This is a genomic window from Erwinia sp. PME.40.26/001, assembly GCF_055556675.1.
In genome coordinates this window covers 36184-56913 of sequence record NZ_JBVHNP010000004.1, presented here as the reverse complement: position 1 = coordinate 56913, position 20730 = coordinate 36184, and the positions used below count along the sequence as shown (strand labels likewise).

Below are 20730 nucleotides of genomic sequence, written 5' to 3'. Positions count from 1 at the left end.
TGGTGGCTACTACGGGAATCGAACCTGTGACCCCAGCATTATGAGTGCTGTGCTCTAACCAGCTGAGCTAAGTAGCCATCTTTTTTCGCGTAACCTTCTGCGGCGTTGCGGGGCGCATTATGCGGAGTTGGCCTAAAAGCGTCAACAAGTTTTTTCCCGTTTTTTGTCACAATCGTGTTGTTTGACTGCCTTGTGACCAGGATGACGATAAAATCAACGAATTCTGAAGCTAACAGACGCAACCGCTAATTAAAAACGGGCCGCAGGGGCCCGTTTGTGTTGAATAACAACAAACAATTAGTAAGCGGACTGGTGTACGCCGACGGCACGGCCTGAAGGATCGTCCATGTTTTTGAAGGCTTCGTCCCATTCTATTGCCTTAGCGGATGAACAGGCCACGGATGGACCGCCAGGGACGCATTCTGCCGCGCTTGGCAGAGGGAACAGCTCTTCAAAGATTTCGCGATACAGATAGCCTTCTTTTGAGGTCGGCGTGTTGTAAGCGAAACGGAAGTGCGCGGTTTGCAGCTGCTGGTCGCTGATCTGAGCGGCAGCCACTTCTTTCAGGGTGTCGATCCAGCTATAGCCTACCCCATCAGAGAACTGCTCTTTCTGACGCCATGCAACACTCGCCGGCAGGTAAGACTCAAAACACTCGCGCAGGATGTGTTTTTCCATTTTCCCGTTGCTGCCACACATTTTGTCCTGCGGGTTGATGCGCATTGCCACGTCCAGGAATTTCTTATCCAGGAACGGCACTCGCGCTTCCACACCCCAGGCCGACATCGCTTTGTTGGCACGCGCACAGTCGAACATATGCAGAGCATGAAGTTTGCGTACGTTCTCTTCATGGAATTCGCGGGCGTTTGGTGCCTTATGGAAGTAAAGATAACCGCCAAAGACTTCATCTGCGCCTTCACCGGACAACACCATTTTGATCCCCATTGCCTTGATTTTACGCGACATCAGGTACATTGGCGTCGAGGCGCGGATGGTGGTCACATCATAGGTTTCAATGTGGTAAATCACATCACGGATGGCATCCAGGCCTTCCTGCACGGTGAAATGGATCTCGTGGTGGACGGTGCCCAGGTGTTCTGCCACGGCTTTCGCGGCAGTCAGGTCAGGAGACCCTTCCAGGCCGACGGCGAAGGAGTGCAGCTGTGGCCACCAGGCCTCGCTCTTATCCTGGTCTTCTACGCGCTTGGCCGCAAAACGTTTGGTCACCGCAGAGATAATGGAAGAGTCCAGACCGCCGGACAGCAATACACCGTAAGGGACGTCTGACATCAGGTGACTTTTTACCGACTCTTCCAGTGCGTTTTTCAACGCAGCTGCGTCAGTGGTGTTGTGTTCGACAGCTTCATAGTCAAACCAGTCTCGCTGCCAGTAGCGACGGATCTCACCGTCGGTGCTGGACAGATAGCTGCCTGGTGGGAACTCTTTCATGCTGCGGCAGACTGGTACCAGCGCTTTCATTTCAGAAGCCACATACAGGTTACCGTGCTCGTCGTTACCCATATAAAGCGGGATGATCCCGATGTGGTCACGGCCGATCAGGTAGGTGTTTTTCACGCTGTCATAAAGGATAAAGGCGAACATGCCCTGCAGGTCATCAAGGAAGTCGATCCCTTTTTCCTGATACAGCGCGAGGATCACTTCACAGTCAGACTCGGTCTGGAACGCATAGCGATCGCTCAGTTCAGCGCGCAGAGCCTGATGGTTATAGATTTCACCGTTTACCGCAAGGACGTGTGTATGGTCTGCATTGTACAGCGGCTGTGCGCCATTGTTGACGTCGACAATCGACAGACGCTCATGAACAAGGATCGCATTGTCATTCGCATAAACACCTGACCAGTCCGGGCCACGGTGACGCATCAGACGTGAAAGCTCCAGGGCTTTCTTGCGCAGTTCAGCAGGATCGCTTTTCAGATCGAGTACACCAAAGATAGAACACATATACAGCTCCCTAACGACTTACCTTGCGGTGATGATATTGGTTTAAAGCGACAGTTATCGCGTCATGACTATGAAAATGCGCTAAGCCGTCAGGTGATGCAAGTATTTTAGTCATTAGGTGAAAAATAGGCCGTTGACTCTGCTTTATTCTTAGCGAATATTCATTTTTTCAGTGTTTTTATTGATGAATGTGCAATGAATGGCAAAAAGCGGATAAAAAACGGCCAGCAGGAGGAGCCATTGCCCGGCAGGCCGGGCAGGGGGGAAACTAGATAATGTCGATATCGGCAACCGAAGGGTAAATCCAGGTGGGGCGGAACGGCATGGCATCAACGTCACTGAGCGTGGAGACACCTGACAGCACCAGAATGGTTTCCAGCCCGGCCTGGAAACCGGCCAGAATATCCGTGCGCAGGTTGTCACCCACGATCACCGTCTCTTCTGAGTGTGCCTGCATTTTGTTCAGCGCGGCACGCATGATCCACGGGCTGGGTTTCCCGACGTAAAACGGCTGGCGACCCGATATTTTTTCGATCCCGGCGCACAACGCACCGCAGGCCGGTGAAAAACCGTGGCCGTGACTGTCCGGGTTAGTGGCAATAAAACGTGCGCCGTTCGCAACGAACCAGGCGGCCTTATGCATCATGTCCCAGTTAAACGAGCGGGTCTCACCCACGATCACAAAATCGGGGTTGATGTCCGTGATAGTGAAGCCAGCTTTGTATAGCTCATGGATCAGTGCCCCTTCGCCGACGACATAGGCTTTCTTTCCTTCCTGTCGTTTCAGAAAATCGGCGGTGGCCATCGCTGAGGTATAGAAGACGCTGTCCGGCAGTTCAATGCCGGCGGAGGCAAAGCGGTTTGACAGATCCATGGCGGTTTGCGAAGGATAGTTAGTCAGCACCACCAGAGGCATATTATTGCCGACGATACGCTGTAAAAACTCGCGAGCGCCGGGTACGGCCGTATTGTCGTGCATCAGCACGCCATCGATATCGCAGATAACGTTCTTTATCGTCATGCGTTCAGATTCCATCATTTAATTAACTTCCAGCAGTCGTTGCAGCAAAATTCCATTGAGCATCGCCCGTTTTGCCAGGGCGAAAGCGCCAATCGCCGAACGGTGATCGATCGCCGAGCGCACCACCGGCAAATTTTTACGGAATGCCTTCAGCGCCTGCGTATTGATGCAGCCCTCAATGGCGGGGAGTAGCACTTTATCGGCTTCCATAATTTCACCCGCGATGACAATTTTTTGCGGATTGAACAGGTTAATGGCGATGGCGATGGCTTTACCAAGATGGCGTCCTACGTGCTCGATCACTTCCGTCGCCAGTGCATCACCCCGGTTAGCGGCAAGACAAATAGGCTGAATCTGACATTCGTCCAACGTCAGACTGCTTGGATAGCCCTGGGTCAGAAGGTGTCGCACACGGTTTTCAATCGCGCTGTTGGCGGCAATGGTTTCCAGACAGCCAAAGTTGCCGCAGTGGCAGCGTTCGCCCAGTGGATCCACCTGGATATGTCCCAGCTCCCCAACGTTACCGTTACTGCCGAGAAAGATATGCCCGTTGGCAATAATACCGGCACCCGTACCGCGGTGAACACGCACCAGAATGGAGTCTGCGCAGTCACGTGATGCGCCAAAATAGTGCTCTGCCAGTGCCAGGCTACGAATATCGTGGCCAACAAAACTGGTGACATTGAACCGTTTTTCCAGGCTGGCCACCAGCGGCCAGTGGCTGACATTAATATGTGGCATATAACGGATGATGCCGTTAGTCGGGTCGACCAGTCCGGGCAGGATCACGGAAATAGCGATTAGCTCACGTAGCTTACGCTGATGAAGTTCAGTGAAGTCGGCAATGGCCTTGAACAGTGCATTTTCCAGGGTTTCCTGCGTACGCTCAGGCAGGGAATAGTGCTCCTCAGCCAGCGATTTCCCGCTCAGATCGAACAGCGTGACGGTAGCATCGTGACGGCCAAGCCTGACACCTATCGTGTTAAATCCCCGGGTTTCGGTGATGATGGAGATCGCACGACGGCCTCCGGTAGAGGCCTGCTGATCGACTTCTTTGATCAGACCACGGTCAATAAGCTGACGCGTGATCTTGGTGACGCTGGCGGGGGCGAGCTGACTGTGCTCGGCAATCTGGATTCGAGAAATAGGGCCCTGCTGATCGATCAGCCGGTAGACGGCCGCACTATTAAGTTGTTTAACAAGATCAACATTTCCGATTTGTGCCTGGCCGCCGGTGGTCATTAAATATCTACTCGCTTAAGACCTCGTTACCATTAACGATGGTCCGGGTGATTTTGTAATCGCGGGTGAACACGGTCAGATTGGCCACTTTACCGGCCTCAATTGTCCCTAAACGTGCCTCTACCCCCATTGCGCGGGCTGGGTAAAGCGTGGCCATACGAATCGCTTCATCAAGGGCGATGCCCACATGTTCGACGCTGTTAGCTACAGCTTCAATCATAGTCAGAGCCGATCCGCTGAGCGTGCCATTCTCGTCAACACACAGTCCGTTGCGATAGTATATTGTTTTGCCAGCAAAAATGAACTGATCAATAGCTGCGCCCGCCGGGGCCGTGGCATCGGTGACCAGGATCAGCTTGTCACCTTTGATCCGTTTAGCGTTGCGAATGTTTGCGTAATGGACGTGCAGACCATCGGCAATAATGCCGCACCAGACGTCTGAAGCATCAAACAGCGCACCGATCAGACCCGGTTCGCGGCCGCTGGTGGTCGGCATGGCATTATAAAGATGTGTGGCAAAGGAAACCCCGGCATCAATCCCGGCAAGGGCTTCGTCATATGTGCCGTGTGAGTGACCTGCAGAAATCACAATACCGGCATCACGCAACTGACGGATCACTGCAGCATCGACTTTTTCCGGTGCCAGCGTAATTTTGCCAATCACATCGGCGTTGGCACACAGGAAATCGACCAGCGCCTGGTCAGGTGCCCGGATAAGCGCGGGATTGTGCGTGCCTTTTTTCAGCGGATTGAGCCACGGTCCTTCAAGATGCAGGCCGAGCGCCTGATTGCTGTTCTGAGCCAGCCAGGCACGCATCACCTCGACGGCACGCTTCATCAGTTCATCGGTGCTGGTGATTAGCGTTGGCAAAAAACTGGTGCATCCCGATTTTTCGTTAGCTTTTTGCATAATTTGCAGCGTTTCTACGCTGATAGCGGCAATATCATCATTAAACTGCACGCCACCACAGCCGTTGAGCTGCAGATCAATAAAGCCAGGGGAAATAATCGCGCCATCTACCTGACGGGTTTCAATGCCTGCGGGCAGATCCTCCAGCGGGCAGACGCGTTCAATCAGGCCATTGGCGATCACAACCGCATGGCGATCGAGGATTTTGTGGCCTGTGTAAATGCGGCCCTGGGTTAATGCGTACATAACTGTTCTCCTGACTTTCCTGATATTGCCTGTCCTGCCGTCGGGGATTTCCTTTCGGCAGGCACCAATCTGTCATGACGACGCCCGTCAGGGACGATCACAGATCTTTAATATTTCCAGCTTCCATCTCGCGGAAATACTTCACGGTTTTCATTTTCAGCTCCATGGTGGCCGGTTCGTCACACACGACCACGGCTTTCGAATGGAGTTGCAGACAGCTGATGGTCCACATATGGTTCACGTTGCCCTCAACGGCGGCCTGAAGCGCCTGCGCTTTGAGATGACCGGTAACCAGAATCATAACTTCTTCTGCATCCAGCAGCGTGCCCACGCCCACGGTCAGCGCATACTTTGGCACCTGATCAACGTCACCGCCAAAGAAGCGTGAGTTAGCGATACGGGTCTCGTGCGTGAGGGTTTTGATACGGGTACGCGAAGCCAGTGATGATGCCGGCTCGTTAAACGCGATATGGCCGTCATTGCCTACGCCGCCCATAAACAAATGAATTTTGCCGTAAGCACGGATCTTCTCTTCATACTGGCGACATTCTGCGTCAATATCTGGAGCATTACCATTGAGGAGATTGATATTTTCAGTTGGAATATCAACGTGATCGAAAAAGTTACGGTACATAAAGCTGTGATAGCTTTCCGGGTGCTCTTTCGGCAGGCCGACATATTCGTCCATATTGAACGTTACCACGTGTTTGAAGCTAACCTGGCCTGCTTTATGCATCTCAATCAGGTGCTTGTAGGCTTCCAGCGGCGTGCCGCCGGTAGGCAGACCTAGCACGAAAGGACGGTCAGCCGTCGGTTTGAACGCATTAATGCGGTTAACGATATGGCGTGCTGCCCATTTTCCGACCTGGGCTGGCATTGCCAGAGGAATCAGTCTCATCTTGCACCTCGTAGTAGCAGAGTGGGAATAGAGTAAAACGGTGCTCTGTCTGAACGTTGACTAAGCGTAACCCGATTAGCACAGCCTGACAGTGGGTTTTGTCCGTTTTGATTTTTCGGATCATAAAATAAGTTTGTGCCGTTAGCCAGTCGCATGCTAACAATAATGCGTTTTTAAGTGATTTTTATCACATAAATGCGGGTTTAATTTGCGAAGCGAATTAATTTTTTTTTACACTTCGCTTCGTGGTGTGTAGTGTCGAACAGACAAAAAAAAGCCGTGAAAAAAAACAGACGGTTTTTGCCGCCCTAACCGGGCTCACAGGGGGAAATGGTGAATATTCTAGGATTCTTTCAAAGATTAGGGCGGTCGTTACAGCTGCCTATCGCAGTGCTGCCTGTTGCCGCACTGATGCTGCGCTTCGGCCAGCCTGATTTACTTAATATGCCGTTTATTGCGCAGGCGGGCGGGGCTATCTTTGACAACCTCGCACTCATCTTCGCTATCGGTGTGGCCTCAACCTGGTCGAAAGACAACGCCGGTGCGGCAGCCCTTGCCGGTGCAGTGGGGTATTTTATCCTGACTAAGGCGATGGTCACCATTAACCCGACGGTTAATATGGGTGTGCTGGCGGGGATCATTACCGGTCTGGTTGCCGGTATGGCTTACAACCGCTGGTCTGACATTAAGCTGCCAGACTTCCTGAGTTTCTTTGGTGGCAAACGCTTTGTTCCTATTGCGACCGGTTTCTTCTGTCTGGTGCTGGCGGCAGTGTTTGGTTACGTCTGGCCACCTGTACAGGCCGGTATCCATGCTGGCGGAGAGTGGATCGTTTCTGAAGGAGCCTTCGGGGCCGGGATCTTCGGTTTTGTTAACCGTCTTCTGATCCCAACCGGCCTGCATCAGGTGCTGAATACCATTGCCTGGTTCCAGATTGGTGAGTTCACCAACGCGGCTGGTGCGGTCTTCCACGGTGATATCAACCGTTTCTATGCGGGTGATGGCACGGCGGGGATGTTTATGTCGGGCTTCTTCCCGATCATGATGTTCGGCCTGCCTGGTGCCGCGTTGGCAATGTACCTGGCAGCACCGAAGGCGCGTCGTCCGATGGTGGGCGGGATGCTGCTGTCGGTTGCGGTTACCGCATTCCTGACTGGCGTGACTGAGCCGCTGGAATTCCTGTTCATGTTCCTGGCACCGATGCTGTATCTGATCCACGCCATCCTGACCGGGATCAGCCTGTTTGTTGCTACCTCTCTGGGCATCCATGCCGGCTTCTCCTTCTCTGCGGGTGCCATCGACTATGCCTTAATGTACAAACTGCCTGCTGCCAGCCATAACGTCTGGTTACTGCTGGTGATGGGTCTGGTGGCCTTTGTGGTTTACTTCGTGCTGTTCAGCGCGGTTATCCGCATGCTGAACCTGAAAACACCGGGCCGTGAAGATGATGGCGACCTGCTGCTCAAGGATGAAGCCAACAGCAATACCGAAGAGGGACTGGCCGATCTTTCCCGCCAGTACATTGGTGCGATTGGTGGGTCAGATAACCTGAAGGGGATTGATGCCTGTATTACCCGTCTGCGCCTGTCGGTAAAAGATGCCTCGCTGGTCAATGATGCCCAGTGCAAACGTCTTGGTGCGTCCGGCGTGGTGAAACTGAATAAGCAAACCATTCAGGTCATTGTGGGGGCGAAAGCCGAATCCATCGCTGAAGAGATGAAAAAACAGATCGCCAAAGGTCCGGTTGCGGCAGCGGCAGCAGTGAGTGCCGCAGCGGTTGTACCGGTTGCTGCGCCAAAGGCAGTTCCTGATGAGGCCAAAGGGGTCATAGATACGCTGGTGGCACCGGTCAGCGGCACGGTAGTCGCCATTGAGCAGGTGCCGGATGAAGCCTTCGCCAGTAAAGCTGTCGGTGACGGTCTGGCGATTAAGCCCACTGGCAGTACAGTGGTGGCACCGGCTTCCGGTACGCTGGTTAAGATCTTTAACACCAACCATGCCTTCTGCCTTGAAACTGAAAAGGGTATCGAAATCGTTGTTCATATGGGACTCGATACGGTGGCGCTGGAAGGTAAAGGGTTCACGCGTCTTGTCGAAGAGGGCGCGACGGTAGCAGCCGGTCAACCGGTGCTGGAGATGGACCTGGCGTTCCTTAACGCCAATGCCCGATCGATGATCAGCCCTGTCGTGGTCAGCAACATCGAAGATTTCGCCGGGATCACCCTGCTGGCCGGTGAAACGGTGGTGGCGGGCGAAACGCGGATATACGAAATTAAAGGCTAACAGCGGCAAAGAGTGCGACTGTGGCAGGGCGGGAAGCGATTCCCGCCCTTTTTTTATGTGATTCCAGCAACAAACGGTTGTTTCCCCTGTCAGCTTTGTGGATCATACTCCGTTATTTCATAGCTAAATTATACTCGTCATTCTTCCGGTAGCCGCCCGGCGACAGCCTGAATGATTGAGAGCCAATGCCCAGCATTAATTGAGGAAATTGAGATGAGTGAGGCTGAAGCCCGCCCAACTAACTTTATTCGTCAGATTATCGACGAAGATTTGGCGAACGGTAAGCACAGTTCAGTGCACACCCGCTTCCCGCCTGAGCCGAATGGCTATCTGCATATTGGCCATGCGAAATCAATCTGCCTGAACTTTGGCATCGCCCAGGACTATCAGGGGCAGTGCAACCTGCGTTTTGATGACACTAACCCGGTGAAAGAAGATCTGGAGTTTGTTGAATCAATCAAGCGTGATGTGCAATGGCTGGGTTTCGAGTGGAGCGGCGACGTTCGCTACTCATCTGACTATTTCGAGCAACTGTACAATTATGCTGTTGAACTGATTACTAAAGGGCTGGCTTACGTTGATGAACTGTCACCCGAGCAAATCCGTGAATACCGTGGCAGTCTGACCTCAGCGGGTAAAAACAGCCCCTTCCGCGATCGCAGCGTGGAAGAGAACCTTGAGCTTTTTGCTAAAATGCGCGCGGGCGGTTTTGCCGAGGGCACCGCGTGTCTGCGTGCCAAAATCGATATGGCCTCCAACTTTATCGTTCTGCGTGACCCAGTGATCTACCGCATTAAATTTGCTGAACATCACCAGACCGGCAATAAGTGGTGCATTTACCCGATGTATGACTTCACCCACTGCATTTCCGATGCGCTGGAAGGCATTACTCACTCATTATGCACGCTGGAATTCCAGGATAACCGTCGCCTGTACGACTGGGTGCTGGATAACATCACCATTCCGGTGCATCCGCGTCAGTATGAATTCTCTCGACTGAATCTTGAATACGCCATTATGTCCAAGCGTAAGCTGAGCCAGCTGGTGACTGAAAACGTGGTGGAAGGCTGGGATGATCCGCGCATGCTGACCGTATCGGGTCTGCGCCGCCGTGGCTACACTGCGGAATCCATCCGCGAATTCTGCCGCCGCATTGGGGTGACCAAGCAGGACAATATTGTTGAAATGGCTGCGCTGGAGTCCTGTATCCGTGACGATCTCAATGAGAACGCCCCGCGTGCTATGGCGGTGATGGATCCGGTAAAAGTGGTGATTGAAAATCTGCCTGCACATCATGATGAAGTGATCACCATGCCGAATCATCCGAGCAAACCAGAAATGGGTACCCGCGAAGTCCCGTTCAGCCGTGAGATTTACATCGATCGTGCTGACTTCCGTGAGGAAGCAAACAAGCAGTACAAGCGTCTGGTGCTGGGTAAAGAAGTGCGTCTGCGTAATGCCTACGTGATCAAAGCTGAGCGCGTGGCGAAGGACGAGGAAGGCAACATTACCTGCCTGTTCTGTACCTGTGATGTGGACACCCTGAGCAAAGATCCGGCCGACGGACGTAAAGTGAAGGGCGTGATCCACTGGGTGTCAGCGGTCCATGCCGTTCCGGCAGAGTTCCGCTTGTACGATCGTCTGTTCAGCGTACCGAATCCTGGGGCAGCAGAGGACTTCCTGGCCAGCATCAACCCGGAGTCTCTGGTGATCCGTCAGGGCTTCGTGGAACCCGGGATGCAGCAGGCGGAAGCGTCAGCCCCGTATCAGTTTGAGCGTGAAGGCTACTTCTGCGCCGACAGCGTCTACTCCAGTGCCAGCAATCTGGTGTTCAACCGCACCGTTGGCCTGCGTGACACCTGGGCGAAAGTCGGCGAGTAAGCCGCTACTCCGAAGAAAAGGGCGTTGATTCGCCCTTTTTTTTGATCTTTATAATTCCGCAGACAAATAATCAATAAGCAGACGCGTTTTACGCGGCAGTGCGGCACCGGCGGCAAAAACGGCGCTGACCGGCTGTACCGGGAGCTGCCAGTCGCTAAACAGGACCTGTAATAATCCACCCGCCACATCCTCTGACACCAGCCATTCAGGCAGTACCGCTACGCCCAGCCCTTCCAGCGCCATCTGACGCATAATCTGAGCAGAATTGGTGCTGTAGCTTGCCTCACTTTTAATCTCGTCGTGTTCTTTACCCTGACTGAAACGCCAGCGGCCGGGATGGGACAAATTGCTGTTATGTATCCAGGGTAACGCGGCTACCTCAGCGAGCTGTCGCAGCGGATGTCGGGCGACAAGGTGGGGAGAGGCCACCAACAGTATCCGGTACTCGCCCAACTTTCGGCTCCTGAGTGAAGAGTCCCGCAGCGTGCCAAGACGGATAGCGACATCCAGCTTGTGACTGACCAGGTCGTCCAGCGATGCACCGACGTTATAGCTGAGGGTCAGACCGGGGTGTTGTCGACAGAAGCGGGCAATGTAAGGCATCAGACAGTGCTGACCATATTCCCAGGTTGAGGTAAGACGCAACTCGCCGGAGAGAGGCTGGCTGTCATCCGTGACGCGGCTGACCGCCTGCTCAATATGGGCAAATATCGTTCTGAACTCGTCATAAAGCTGGCTTCCGCTTTCCGTCAGCGCCAGATTGCGCGTGTTGCGCGCCAGCAGGGTGACGCCGAGAACCTGTTCCAGTGTTTTGATATGCAGGCTGACCATCGCCTTACTCAGGCCGAGATTATCAGCCGCCCGGGTAAAGCTGCCGCCGTCGACGACGGCAAAGAAAGTGTGGATCTTATCGAGATGTGTGTACACGAGATTGTTCACTTTTATCAAACAATGTTTTCAATTTATGCCAGTCGATTCAGCTAGTCAATCACCGCTATGCTGCGCCCGGAGGTATGACTATGTGCTATCGTTACCGTGTTGCCGTCATCTTTTTGCTCGGCTTTTTTATTGATTGTATTAATATTTTTATGTCAGCTATTGCTCTGCCGGAGATAGCCGGGCAGCTGGCGATTGCCAGCGGGTCCCTCAGCTGGGTGGCGAACAGTTATATCCTGGGTCTGACGGTGATTATCCCGGTCAGTGGCTGGCTGGCAGGCCGCTTTGGTGCCCGCCCGGTACTGGTGATATCCATGCTGCTGTTCAGCCTGGCGGCATGGGGCTGTGGTAGCTCCGAATCGTTTGCCTCACTGGTGCTGTGGCGTTTTTTACAGGGTATGGCCGGGGGGCTGCTGATACCGGTAGGACAGGCGTTGACGTTCAACCTGTTCAGGGGCAGGGAGCGGGCAGGCATTTCTACGTTGATTATGTGCGTGGCGCTGATTGCTCCCGCACTTTCCCCGCTGTTCGGGGGAATGATTGTCGACACACTCTCGTGGCGCTGGATTTTCTGGTGCAACATTCCGTTTAGTCTGGCTGCCGCTGTGCTGGCGGCACTGTGGATAAAACCTGAAACGCTGAGGGCTACCCGGCCTGATATCCGCGGCATCCTGCTGGTCTGTCTGGCGCTGGCCGCCGTGCTGCTCGGCCTGTCGCGTCTGGGGGAAGCGGGTTCCGCGATCGCGGCCTCGCTCTGGCTGCTGGCGGGGCTGGTACTGGCATTCGCTTATCTGAAACATTACCAACGCCAGCCGCAGGCCGTGATCGACCTGAGTCTGCTGCGCAATCCCCGGCTTCAGCTTGCCGTGATGGTGTATTACGCAGTACCGGGCCTGTTTACCGGGGTGAACCTGCTGAATATATTTTATCTGCAACAGTGCCTGCACTTTTCTGCCGAACGCAGCGGGGCCTTTATGCTGCTTTATGGCGGCGGGGCACTGGTGGCGATGTTGCTGTGCGGGCGTCTCTATCATCGTCTGGGAGCCACCATTCTGTTCAGCACGGGCTTAGTGCTTCATGCTGCCGGGATCGCCCTGCTGGCGCTGGTACAGCGACCGGAACAGTTGCTGTTGTTAAGCCTGGCCTACCTGCTGATGGGCATGGGCGGCGGAATAAGCGCCAACACGGCACAAACCAGCGCCCTCAGTGACTTTGACGATCGGCAGATGACCCGCGCCAGCGTGATATGGAATATTAACCGTCAGCTGTCATTCAGCCTGGGGGCGGCCCTGCTCACTGTATTATTTAGTTTACTCAATCACTTTTACTCTGCCGCGCAGTCATATCATCAGGTGTTTATCGCCGCTGCCGTTACCGGTCTGCTGCCCCTGTGGATGATTTACCGCATCAACTGTCAGAAGGATACTCTGTGTCGACATTAAACGAAAAAGCGCGTGAAAGCGTACTGGTATTACATGAGCTGATTGCCGCCGTATTTAACGGTGATGAAAGCCAGTTAACGCCGCTACTTTCACATTTTGACCCCGATTTTGTAATGGTCACGCCCACCGGAAAAAGTCTGGCTATGCCCGAGGTGGCTACACTGTTTGCCCGGCTGGTCGGCGGGCGTCAGGGGCTGAAAATTACCATTGAGCAGTGCCAGACAGTGGCCCTGTTTGGTCAGGAGGTGGCGATTCAGTATCACGAACGGCAGCAGCAGGGAGAAAATCAGACTCACCGAATTTCACTGGCGGTGATTAACTGCGCTACTACGCCACCGCGCTGGCGATATTTACAGGAAACGATGGTGACTTACTGATTACTGTACTAGTTCACGGGTGTGAAAGTGTGTAGACTATGCGGCATTACTGCCGTTTAGCCAGTGGATTATCCCGGCAAAGGGCATGTTTTTTACTGCTTTCGCTAAGGGATTGTTATGGCTCTACCGGCTTCTGCTGTTCGCTTACCGTCGACACTGTGGGGAACACTGATTATCAGCGGCACCATCATCGGTGCCGGCATGTTTTCTCTTCCCGTGGTGATGTCCGGGGCCTGGTTTCTCTGGTCCTCGGCTCTGCTGATCGCCACATGGTTTTGTATGCTGCTTTCCGGGCTGCTGTACCTTGAGGCCAGTCTTCATTATCCCGCCGGGGCCAGTTTCGATACGGTCACCCGTGACCTGCTGGGGCGTGGCTGGAATCTGATTAATGGCCTGTCGGTGGTCTTTGTGCTGGGTATCCTGACCTACGCCTATATTTCTGCCAGCGGCGCGATCATTCAGCGCAGCCTGGGGCAGTTAGATATCGACATGTCGGCCCGGGTGGCTGGTCTGCTGTTTACACTGCTGGTGGCGCTGTTTATCTGGCTTGGAACAGCGGTGGTCAGCCGCATGACGCTGATTTTTCTTGGCGCTAAGGTCATCACATTTCTGATGATTTTCGGCGGGCTGCTGTGGCATATCCAGCCGGTCAATCTGCTCGACAGTCAGGGCACGGACAGAGAGTATCTGCGCTATCTGTGGGCCGTCGTGCCTTTCTGTCTGGCTTCTTTCGGCTACCACGGGAATATTGCCGGGCTCATCAGCTATTACCATAAAAATGCGGGACGCGTCAGTCGCTGTCTGATCTTTGGCACGTTACTGGCCCTGGCGATCTATTTTATCTGGATCATTGGCACCATGGGCAATATTCCGCGTAGCGAATTCAAAGCGATTGCGGCGCAGGGGGGAAATATCGATGTGCTGGTGGGGGCGCTATCGGGCGTACTGCACAACCGCTATCTGAACCTGATGTTGGATATCTTCTCTAACTTTGCAGTTGCCTGCTCGTTTCTTGGCGTTAGTCTGGGCTTTTTTGATTACCTGGCCGATCTGTTCAAACTGGATAATTCTGCAACCGGACGACTGAAAACTACCCTCCTGACGTTCAGCCTGCCGTTAACGGCCGCGCTTATCTGGCCCAACGGTTTTCTGCTGGCCATTGGCTACGCGGGTCTGGCTGCGACCGTCTGGGCGGTAGTGACACCGGCCCTGCTGGCCAGACAATCCCGGCGGCGTTTTGCCACAGCAGGTTGGCGGGTCAGGGGAGGGCATGCTCCGATTGTACTGGTGCTGCTGTTTGGCTCGCTCAATGCGCTGGTTTGTCTGCTCTCCTATGGTGGATGGTTGCCACTCTATACTGGCTAAATCATATAATATGAAAATACCATTAGTAGAAATACGAAAGTGGTATTTTTATTTCCCGTGAGTTTGTGGTGGCGATCATGTTTTCATCATCCTGTCTTATTTTTAATTGATAATTCGCGACGCGAAAAATAATATGAATGCACAAGTGGCGTAGAGCGAAGATTAATTCATTCCTTTAAGGAGGTCGCTTTTCGTCTGAAAAGAATAGGGATTATTCTATGCCTCATATTACCTCTGTGCAGAACAGACTATGCGTGACGCTATCGCTAAGCCTGTTCTTACCCGCTTTTTTTTATCCAATGCCATTAATGGCCCACGGATTTATTGCTGATTCTTCACTGAAAGGCAGTGTTTATTACTGGCAGCGACAGCGCGACCGTAAAGACCTGACGCCGGGCAGCGATAAATACGGGCATTATCAACAGAATTTACATCACTCAACGTTTAACGGCAGCCTCGATTTTTCGTCAGGATACGCGGCTGAAGTGATTGGGTTTGATCTGGCCGTGTTTGGTGCTCTCGATATGGCAAACAGTGGCCCTGCTGCACCCAATGAAATCGGCTTCAGTGATGCAAAAACCCGCTGGGATGAGCACTGGAGTGGCGATCGAAACGGAACCAGCCTTTATAAAGCCGCAGTAAAAGTTAATTATGATGATATCTGGCTAAAAGCGGGATATTTACAGCCCACCGGACAAACTCTGATGGCACCGCACTGGAGTTTTTTACCCGGAACTTATCTTGGCGCTGAAAGTGGCATTCGCAAGGAATGGGGAGATGCAGGGGCGTTATCATTTTCATATATGTGGAGTAATCGTTATAAAGCGCCCTGGTATGAACATATGTATAACTTCCGTAAGGCAGATGGCATAACGGGAATATCTTATCTGCATTCAGTCGGCATGAAATATGAATTGACGGATAAAGCCGTTATTGAAGGTGCCTTTGGCCAGGCGGCCGGTTATATGGATCAATATTTTTTCAAAGGTTCCTATGCTTTTCCGCTGCAGGGAAACGACCTGCGCACCAGCTGGCAATTTTATGGGGCCAGGGACAAAGAAAAAGGGGGGGCTGGTAACGTCAATGATGTTTATGACGGACTGGCCTGGCTTCAGGCGCTGACGCTGGGATATACCGCGGGGCCCGTTGATTTACGTCTGGAGGGGACCTGGGTAAAAGCTGCGGGCAACCAGGGGTATTTTTTACAGCGCATGACGCCGGGCTACGCCTCTTCCAACGGTCGTCTTGACGTCTGGTGGGATGCCCGCTCTGACTGGAATGCCAATGGTGAAAAAGCCCTGTTTGCCGGCGTGATGTACGATCTTGCCCGCTGGGAGTTACCTGGATGGGGCATTGGAACATCCTATGCCTTTGGCTGGGGGGCGAAGCCCGCCAGCCACCCGGCGAACGACCCACACAGGCGTCTGAAAGAGTCCGCGTGGAACCTTGATTTGCTTTATACGATTCAGAGCGGCGTGGCGGAAGGGACGCTCTTTAAGCTGCACTTCACCCGCTATGACAATCACAGTTCGATCCCCAGCTACGGCGGCGGCTATAACAATATATTCCAGGATGAAAAGGACGTTAAGTTTATTGTTATCGCGCCTTTTACCCTGTTTTGATTGTGCAGATCTGTAAGGAGCAGATGATGAAACAAGGAATCACACTGTGCTTCGCGCTGCTGCTCGGCGGCTGCGGGCTGGTAAAGGATAGCACGGAGTCATCCGGGCGGCAGGCCTGGAAATCCTGTATTCAGCAGTCCAACGGAGAGGGACAAAAGGTGAAGGCCTGCCAGCCGCTGCTCGACACGCTGCAGCAGCAGCAGCAGCACCGTGTATTTGCCCGTCGGGAAACAGTGCGTGTGCTCGACTATCAACGCTGTCTGGATGCGGAAAAAATGGGGGGCGGTGAGGGCGTCAGTGACCGTTGTGGTCAGCTGTGGCAGGAAATTAAGCACGCGAATCAATAGCCGACAAGGAAGGAGATAACGATGAATCCGAGAAAAATCAGCCTGTTAGCAATGGCTTTGATGGCCGTTTTAGGCAGCAGCGCCGTCCCCGCCAGCCAGAAGCTGGTGAATCAGATCAGTCAGTTTGGTGTGCGTTATCAGGTGACCGATAACCATGCGGCACTCCACGGCGTGGACTGTGCCGCGCTCGGCGCCGACTGGGCGGCCTGCAACCGTGCGACCATTACCTTAACGAATCACGGACCGGCCATCACCCGTAAAGACTGGGCAATCTACATGAGCAATGTCCATAAAACCCTGGCCGTTGAAAGCGACCAGTTTCGTATGGTCCATATTGTCGGAGATCTGACCCGACTGGAGCCGACTGAAAAGTTTGCGGGGATTGCCGCCGGGGCTTCTGTCACTATCCCTGTCGTCAACGAGTACTGGCAGCTGTTTATGACCGATGTCATGCCGCGCTGGTATGTGACCTCCGGGGATGCCAAACCAAAAATTATTGAGGCGACAGATACCGAAGACCTTTCCCGCTTTGTTGCCCCCTTTGGCGATAGGTGGAAGCGCACGCCTGACGACAGGAATATCCTGATGCAGGCCGACAGCCGTTACGAGAAAAACAGCGATATCAAACGCCTGGCCACCGACGAGTTGCGTGGTCAAATCGTTCCCACTCCGCTGACCGTTAAAGTGACAGATGCAGACGCGGATCTCAGCCGCGGCGTCAGCCTCGACCTGGCCTCGCTGCCAGCAGACCGGGCAGAGGCAATAAAACAGCGCTTCTCTTCACTCGGTGTGACTCTGAATGCGGCGGGCTACCCGATAGCGACCCGTATTGATCCTGCTGCAGTGAAAGATATCCCTGCCATCCCGGGTGCCTATCGGCTGACCATCGCCAAAGAGGGTGCCGCGGTGACAGGCTATGATGATCAGGGCGTTTTCTATGGTCTGCAGTCAATCCTGTCACTGCTGCCGGCGGACGGCAGCAACCGCATCGCCACGTTGCAGGCTGATGATGCACCACGTTTTGCCTACCGTGGCGTCTTCCTTGATGTGGGACGCAATTTTCACAGTAAAACAGCGATCCTGAAGATGCTGGAGCAGATGTCAGCCTGGAAAATGAATGTCTTCCACTTTCATCTGACAGACGACGAAGGCTGGCGGATAGAAATCCCGGGGCTGCCGGAACTGACGGCGGTAGGCAGCCAGCGCTGTCACGATCTTCAGGAGCAGCACTGCCTGCTACCGCAGCTGGGTTCCGGACCGTTCAATGACAACAACGGCAGTGGCTACTTCAGCCGCCAGGACTATATTGATATCGTCAAATTCGCGCAGGCGCGCGGCATTCAGGTGCTGCCGGAGGTGGATATGCCTGCGCATGCGCGGGCCGCCGTGATTGCCATGGAAGCGCGCTATCAGCACCTGATGAAAGCAGGGCAACAGGAACGGGCATCAGAGTACCGGCTGGTCGATCCTGGCGATAATTCCAATACCACTTCCGTTCAGCTTTATGATCGCACCAGCTATTTGAACCCCTGCCTGGATTCCTCTTTACGCTTTGCCGATAAGGTCATCGCTGAAATCCAGCAGATGCACCGTGATGCCGGACAACCACTGCGCAGCTGGCATTTTGGCGGCGATGAGGCGAAAAATATTCGTCTTGGCGTCGGCTATACGGATATCAGGCACCCCGAAGCGGGCAAAGGACAGCTTGATTTAAGCCGTGAGGATCAGCCGTGGGCGAAATCGCAGGCCTGCCAGACGATGGTTGCTTCGGGCAAGGTCAGCGATTTGGGACATCTGCCCAGCTACTTTGCACTGAAAGTCAGCGAGTTGGTCAAGGCACACGGTATCAACAGAATGCAGGCCTGGCAGGATGGTTTGAAAGACGCACAGAATGCGCGAGCGTTTGCCACACCGGAAGTGGCGGTGAATTTCTGGGATACGCTTTACTGGGGCGGGTTCGACACCATCAATGACTGGGCAAATAAGGGCTATCAGGTGATTGTTTCTAACCCTGATTACCTCTATATGGATTTTCCCTATGAGGTGAATCCTCTGGAGCGCGGCTACTACTGGGGGACCCGGTTTAATGACGAGCGCAAAATGTTCAGCTTTGCGCCGGACAATTTGCCGCAGAATGCGGAAACCTCCGTTGACCGCGACGGTCAGTTCTTCACTGCCATGTCCAACAAACCCTGGCCGGGGGCGGCGGGCATGTCGGCACAGCTGTGGAGTGAGACGGTACGTACCGATGAGGATATGGAATATATGATCTATCCCCGTCTGTTCTCCGCCGCTGAGCGGGCATGGCACCGCGCGGCCTGGGAACAGGATTATCAGGCGGGTAAAACGTATCAGGGAGGGAAAACGCACTGGGTTGACCAGCAGGCGTTGCGTCAGGACTGGCAGCGATTCGCCAATATTCTCGGCCAGCGTGAGCTGGCAAAACTGGACAGATACGACGTGGGTTACCGATTACCGGTGCCAGGGGCACGTATTGTCGGGGGGAAACTGCTGGCGAATACGGCTTTTCCTGGCGTAACGATCGAGTTCAGCCGTGATGAAGGTCAGCAGTGGCAGCGTTACGACAGCCAGACCCCGCCTGAAGTCAGTGGCGGCATCATGATCCGTGCTGTCAGCGCGGACGGAAAGCGTGTCAGCCGTCAGGACACACTGTAACGCAGGCATAAAAAAACCGATGGCATAGCCATCGGTTTTTGCATTCAGTTGATCAGATTACTTGTCGTGCAGAGTCTCGTCTTCACGGCAGTCACCCAGCGAACAGTGGCCATAAAGATACAGGCTGTGGTTGCTCAGTTTAATGCCGTGACGCGTAGCGATTTCACGCTGACGCTCCTCAATATATTCGTCTCTAAACTCAATGACTTTACCGCAGTCCAGGCAGATCAGGTGATCGTGATGGTGCTGCTGGGTCAGTTCGAAAACGGATTTACCGCCTTCAAAGTTGTGGCGGGTAACGATCCCCGCGTCATCGAACTGGTTCAGTACACGGTAAACCGTGGCCAGACCAATTTCTTCGCCCATATCAATCAGGCGTTTGTACAAGTCTTCCGCACTGACGTGATGGCCCTCTGGTTCCTGAAGCACTTCCAGAATTTTCAGTCGGGGAAGCGTGACTTTCAGGCCGGCCTTCTTTAATGCGGTGTTATTGTCAGTCATGCGGATATTGTCCTGTTACTTTGCGAGTCACTTAGTGGCTGAAAAGCCCTGAACATCGGTCGGCGCTAAAAATGAGTGCGTTTCAGTATAGAACTGATAATCCGAAATGAAAACCAAAAGGGAAGCCTGAAACCGCAAGGGATGTAAGGATAAATGTCGTTACATCCAGGGAAGCGCGCGCCCGAATTATGCTGGGTTAACATCTCGATCTGCCTCATCTCATCGCCCAGGGGCGACTCACGTCCTCAATAATGGGGCTTGCGCTGAGAAAGCGGGTAACCGATGGGGTTATTGTACAGTTTTGCAGGTGAAAGTTACAAACATGTATCTATTACTTCTATAGGAAAAACCACTCACTTGATGTGAGATACCTCCCACATCAAGCTGTTATGGCTATGCTTCGATAATGTCTTGCAGCTGAAGTTCATCAGAAATTTGTTTTACCCACTGCTCAACACGTTCGTTGGTGAGTTCAGGCTGACGGTCTTCATCAATGGCCAGGCCAAGGAAGTGGTTGTCATCTGCCATGCCTTTAGACGCTTCGAAGTGATAGCCTTCGCTCGGCCAGTGGCCAACAATGACAGCACCGTTAGGCTCAATGATGTCACGGATAGTGCCCATCGCATCGCAGAAGTACTCGGAGTAATCTTCCTGATCGCCACAGCCAAACAGAGCAACCAGTTTACCGTTGAAGTCGATCTCTTCCAGCGTTGGGAAGAAGTCATCCCAGTCACACTGGGCTTCACCGTAGTACCAGGTTGGGATGCCCAGCAGCAGAATATCAAAGGCTTCAAGGTCTTCTTTGCTGCTTTTAGCAATATCACGAACTTCTGCAACATCTTTCCCCAGTTGCTTCTGGATCATTTTTGCAATGTTTTCGGTATTGCCTGTATCGCTACCAAAGAAAATGCCGACGAGTGCCATGAGTTTAATAACCTCTTGAATCTTAATGATATGGTGACTGCTGATTTTTTAGCAGATATCGTTAATGATAACAGACCGCCGTAAGCGGATAAATGAG

The 20730-nt window shown here is 53.4% G+C and carries 16 protein-coding genes and 1 tRNA gene; 8 read left to right on the top strand and 9 right to left on the bottom strand.

The features are described 5' to 3' along the window. The 6 genes from ACZ3HG_RS13110 to nagB all read right to left on the bottom strand — a co-directional run bounded on the left by ACZ3HG_RS13110 (position 1) and on the right by nagB (position 6279). A tRNA-Met gene (locus tag ACZ3HG_RS13110) sits at positions 1-77 on the bottom strand. 220 nt (positions 78-297) lie between these two features. Beyond that, the gene (gene asnB / locus ACZ3HG_RS13105; protein WP_191933488.1) at positions 298-1962 is read right to left on the bottom strand and encodes an asparagine synthase B; all 1665 of its coding nucleotides are present in this window, start codon (positions 1960-1962) and stop codon (positions 298-300) included. A 268-nt stretch (positions 1963-2230) separates the two neighbouring features. Next, positions 2231-2983, bottom strand: a complete 753-nt coding sequence (locus ACZ3HG_RS13100) for an HAD-IIA family hydrolase (protein ID WP_062748489.1) — start codon at positions 2981-2983, stop codon at positions 2231-2233. A gap of 18 nt (positions 2984-3001) precedes the next feature. Next, positions 3002-4225, bottom strand: a complete 1224-nt coding sequence (gene nagC / locus ACZ3HG_RS13095; RefSeq protein WP_191933487.1) for a DNA-binding transcriptional regulator NagC — start codon at positions 4223-4225, stop codon at positions 3002-3004. Between the two features lie 7 nt (positions 4226-4232). Beyond that, positions 4233-5381 (bottom strand): N-acetylglucosamine-6-phosphate deacetylase, encoded by a 1149-nt coding sequence (gene nagA / locus ACZ3HG_RS13090; RefSeq protein ID WP_191936386.1) that lies wholly within the window; start codon positions 5379-5381, stop codon positions 4233-4235. Positions 5382-5478: 97 nt separating this feature from the next. Beyond that, positions 5479-6279: a glucosamine-6-phosphate deaminase gene (gene nagB, locus ACZ3HG_RS13085; protein ID WP_062748395.1), complete on the bottom strand. Its 801-nt coding sequence runs from the start codon at positions 6277-6279 to the stop codon at positions 5479-5481. A gap of 333 nt (positions 6280-6612) precedes the next feature. Between nagB and nagE the strand changes: the two genes are divergently transcribed. Further along, positions 6613-8562: a PTS N-acetyl glucosamine transporter subunit IIABC gene (gene nagE, locus ACZ3HG_RS13080; protein ID WP_465333225.1), complete on the top strand. Its 1950-nt coding sequence runs from the start codon at positions 6613-6615 to the stop codon at positions 8560-8562. Positions 8563-8775: 213 nt separating this feature from the next. Next, positions 8776-10443, top strand: coding sequence for a glutamine--tRNA ligase (gene glnS, locus ACZ3HG_RS13075; protein WP_465332998.1), 1668 nt, complete (start codon positions 8776-8778; stop codon positions 10441-10443). 48 nt (positions 10444-10491) lie between these two features. Here glnS and ACZ3HG_RS13070 read toward each other — a convergent pair whose 3' ends face one another. Further along, positions 10492-11370, bottom strand: a complete 879-nt coding sequence (locus ACZ3HG_RS13070; protein WP_465332997.1) for a LysR family transcriptional regulator — start codon at positions 11368-11370, stop codon at positions 10492-10494. A 92-nt stretch (positions 11371-11462) separates the two neighbouring features. On the opposite strand from ACZ3HG_RS13070, the gene ACZ3HG_RS13065 reads away from it, so the two are divergent. The 6 genes from ACZ3HG_RS13065 to ACZ3HG_RS13040 all read left to right on the top strand — a co-directional run bounded on the left by ACZ3HG_RS13065 (position 11463) and on the right by ACZ3HG_RS13040 (position 19208). Further along, a complete protein-coding gene (locus ACZ3HG_RS13065) occupies positions 11463-12821 on the top strand; it encodes an MFS transporter (RefSeq protein WP_191933482.1) in 1359 nt (452 codons plus the stop codon). Continuing rightward, on the top strand, positions 12809-13198 hold the full coding sequence (locus ACZ3HG_RS13060) for a hypothetical protein (protein ID WP_191936388.1): 390 nt from the start codon (positions 12809-12811) through the stop codon (positions 13196-13198). Before ACZ3HG_RS13065 ends, ACZ3HG_RS13060 begins: the two co-directional genes overlap by 13 nt. A 117-nt stretch (positions 13199-13315) precedes the next feature. Next, positions 13316-14563 carry a tryptophan permease gene (gene mtr / locus ACZ3HG_RS13055; RefSeq protein ID WP_465332996.1) on the top strand — a complete coding sequence of 416 codons (1248 nt, stop codon included), beginning with the start codon at positions 13316-13318 and terminating at the stop codon, positions 14561-14563. A gap of 218 nt (positions 14564-14781) precedes the next feature. After that, positions 14782-16185, top strand: coding sequence for a chitoporin ChiP (gene chiP, locus ACZ3HG_RS13050; protein ID WP_191933479.1), 1404 nt, complete (start codon positions 14782-14784; stop codon positions 16183-16185). 26 nt (positions 16186-16211) lie between these two features. Further along, a complete protein-coding gene (gene chiQ / locus ACZ3HG_RS13045; RefSeq protein WP_465332995.1) occupies positions 16212-16532 on the top strand; it encodes a ChiQ/YbfN family lipoprotein in 321 nt (106 codons plus the stop codon). Between the two features lie 21 nt (positions 16533-16553). Continuing rightward, positions 16554-19208, top strand: coding sequence for a family 20 glycosylhydrolase (locus ACZ3HG_RS13040; protein ID WP_465332994.1), 2655 nt, complete (start codon positions 16554-16556; stop codon positions 19206-19208). 57 nt (positions 19209-19265) lie between these two features. Here ACZ3HG_RS13040 and fur read toward each other — a convergent pair whose 3' ends face one another. Continuing rightward, positions 19266-19709 (bottom strand): ferric iron uptake transcriptional regulator, encoded by a 444-nt coding sequence (fur, locus tag ACZ3HG_RS13035; protein WP_062748415.1) that lies wholly within the window; start codon positions 19707-19709, stop codon positions 19266-19268. A 393-nt stretch (positions 19710-20102) separates the two neighbouring features. Then, positions 20103-20633: a flavodoxin FldA gene (gene fldA, locus ACZ3HG_RS13030; protein WP_191933476.1), complete on the bottom strand. Its 531-nt coding sequence runs from the start codon at positions 20631-20633 to the stop codon at positions 20103-20105. Between the last annotated feature and the right edge of the window lie 97 nt (positions 20634-20730).